The 2,862-nt window shown below is 63.1% G+C and carries 2 protein-coding genes; both read right to left on the minus strand.

Features of this window, described 5'->3' with window-relative positions; translation table 11 throughout:
- Nucleotides 1-61: 61 nt before the first annotated feature.
- Nucleotides 62-343 (minus strand): hypothetical protein, encoded by a 282-nt coding sequence (locus MKL09_RS01260; protein WP_243964627.1) that lies wholly within the window; start codon nucleotides 341-343, stop codon nucleotides 62-64.
- Nucleotides 344-459: 116 nt separating this feature from the next.
- Entirely contained in the window at nucleotides 460-2,679 is a 2,220-nt protein-coding gene (locus tag MKL09_RS01265; RefSeq protein ID WP_244017204.1) for a TonB-dependent siderophore receptor, read from the minus strand.
- Nucleotides 2,680-2,862 lie beyond the last annotated feature (183 nt).

Consider the following 2,862-nt stretch of genomic DNA (forward strand, 5'->3'; position numbering starts at 1 on the left):
CCTTCTAGGACCTTGGAAAGGTCTGCTTACTGGCAGTGGGGTTGGCATTGACCAAGGCCTTCTATGCTGGCCCCATACGCTTCATCGATCGTGGCATCGAACATGGCATTTGATCGGCCATAACGGACAAGATCCTCTCGGCCGCCGCCAGATTGAGGCTGTAGCCGTCCCCTGCGACGACCTCAGCCTGGCTATCGAGGAGGATTAGGCCGCCGCGGTTCCGAACATAAGGCTGATGCCAGCGCGACTTCGACAGCTTCAGTCCGAGGCGCTTCGCCTGCTTCCGGAGCTGCGCGAGACGAAGGGTGTCCTGGTAAGTTGGGGTCAGGTCGATCTCGTACACGGCACCCTCTCACGCCAGTGTCGACTAAGCCGCAGCCCGCCATGCAGCGCGCCACGGTCGTCGTGCTGGTGTAACGGCTCAGTGCTCGCATACTCAGCCGCTGGAGGCGAGGCCTCTCACCACCGGTAGATCAGGCTGCCAATGACCGTCGCCGGCTGATTACGATTGCAGAACCCGAACGAGCAAGTCTGGTAGTTCCGGTCGAAGATGTTGTAGCCGTTAAGCTGCGCGCGGAAGCCCTTGTACTTCGGGTCGAGCGCCGCGAAGTCGTAGGCCACCAAAGCGTCGTACAGCGTGACAGCGGTATTGCGCACCGTGTTCTGGTCATCTGCGTAGCTTGAACCGATGTAGCGGATGCCGCCACCGATCTGAAGACCGCGCAGGGCTGAGGACGGCGGGAACGCATAGGTCAGGAACGACGCGTAGGTATCCTGGGGGATGCCCGATACGAGGTTCCCGGCGAGCGACTGGCCAGTGAACGAGACCGAGTTCACGAACCGGATGTCGACGTGCGTGTAGGCGATGGTCAAGTTCGTGCCCGGGGCGAGGTTGGCGGTCGCCTCGGCCTCGAAGCCTTTCGAGCGCACGGCCCCGCCGGCTGTCTGGAACGCGAGGGAGGACGCGTCGGGGATCAGGATGTTCGACTGGGTGATGTCGAAGCCGGCAAACGCGGTTTGGATGTTGGTGCCGGGGATCAGGTACTTCACGCCCGCCTCGATCTGATCACCGGTAGCCGGCTTAAACGCTTGTCCGTTCCGGTCGAGGCCCACCTGCGGGGTGAAGGTCGTGGCGTAGCTGGCGTAGGGAACGAGGCCTGGCGCCAGGACGTAACCCAGTCCGACCCGGCCCGTGAACGCGCTGTTGTTCTGGCTTGAGACCGCGCTGTCGGGGGTGGCGAAATTGTCCTGGAAGACCCAATCGTGGCGGCCATTCAGGGTCAGGATGAAGTCGCCGAACTTGGCCTGATCCTGCAAATAGACGCCGATCTGCTCCTGGGTCTGGCGCGCGGCGGACCCGAGGGTCGGGGTCGCGATAAACTGCTGGCCGTAGTTCCGCGTGATGAGGTTCAGGTCCGGGGCTAGGCCAAAGCCGAGGCGTTGGCTCAGGCTGTACCGAGCGTAGTCAACGCCCCCGACTACGGTGTGGGCGACCGGGCCTGTGGCAAAGCGCGCCTCCAATTGGTTGTCCAGCGTCTGCTGCACCAAGCCCTCGCGGATGTAGCCGGTGTCGCGCGTGCCAATCGTGTTTGCGTCGTTAATGCCGTTGATATCGACGTACTTTCCACTGAGAAAGACGCCATAGTGCCGGAAGTTCTGGCGGAAGACCAAATCGGGTGTGATGAAATGCTCGAAGGCGTAGCCGACACGATACTGCGTCTGGTTGAGACCGGCGAAGGCCGGATCGCCCATGTAGTACGGGCTCGCCCGGAAACCCGGGTAGTTGTAGTAGAACGTCGTGGCCGGCGTGTTGGTCGTCTGGAACTCGCTTAGGAACGTGAACGTCGTAGCCGCGTCGGGTTTCCAGGTGAAGGCGGGCGCGATGTTGAACCGGTCGTCGTTGGTGCCGAGACCGATGAAGGTGCCCGCCTCGCGGCGTAGGCCAGTCAGCCGGTAGGCCATGGTTCCACCCGACCCCTCGATCGGGCCGCCGACGTCGAAGTTGCCCTGGAAGCGGTCAAAGCTGCCGGCCTGGAACTGGATCTCGCCGAACGGCACAAAGACGGGGCGCTTGCTGGTGATGTCGAGGATGCCGCCGGGCGAGCCGAGGCCGTAGAGGCCGGCGGACGGCCCGCGCAGGATGGTCACGGCCTCCGCGCCGTAGGGTTCGATCCGCGGGAAGATGAACCCGCTGCCGATCACGCGCAGGCCGTCGCGATAGGTGCCCTGATTGGTCAGCACGTCGAAGCCGCGGATGAAGATCTGGTCGAAGCGCGGGTCGAAGCCCGACCGGGCCGAGATGGCGCCGGGGACGTAGTTGATCGCATCGCTCAGGGTCTGGACGTTACGGTCGTTGAGCTGCTCGCGGGTGACGACGGAGATCGATTGTGGCGTCTCGATGATGGGCGTGTTGGTCTTGGTTCCGGCAGTCGTCACGCGGGCTGTGTAGCCGGTTATGCCGGATGGGCCGCCGCCGCCGCCACTAGTGGCGGCCGTGCCGCCGTCGCCGCCGCTGAGGTTGACCCCACCGGAGCCCACCGGTCCGGGAGCTGAGCTGCCGGGTCCTGCTGCTTCAACCGAGAGTTCGTTGAGCTGGACGGTTCCGTCCTGCGCCGTCGCGGCCCCGGAAAGGGTGGTGGTGGCCAGAAGAACGGCGAGGAGTAGGGAGCGGTAGGACATGGATCACGCTGACGCGCACCGGAGCGGCACAATGCCAGTGTAATCACTGTTCACGGATCGTTGATCAAGCCGAAAACGTGTTGTATTTCACACACTTACAACGGTTCAAATCTGAAGAAATTCTAAGCTGGAGCTTTCCGATCACCCTCTGGTCATGCGCGAGACCAAGCTGCCCCAAAATGG

This window comes from Methylobacterium sp. J-048, from assembly GCF_022829515.1.
Lineage (GTDB): Bacteria > Pseudomonadota > Alphaproteobacteria > Rhizobiales > Beijerinckiaceae > Methylobacterium.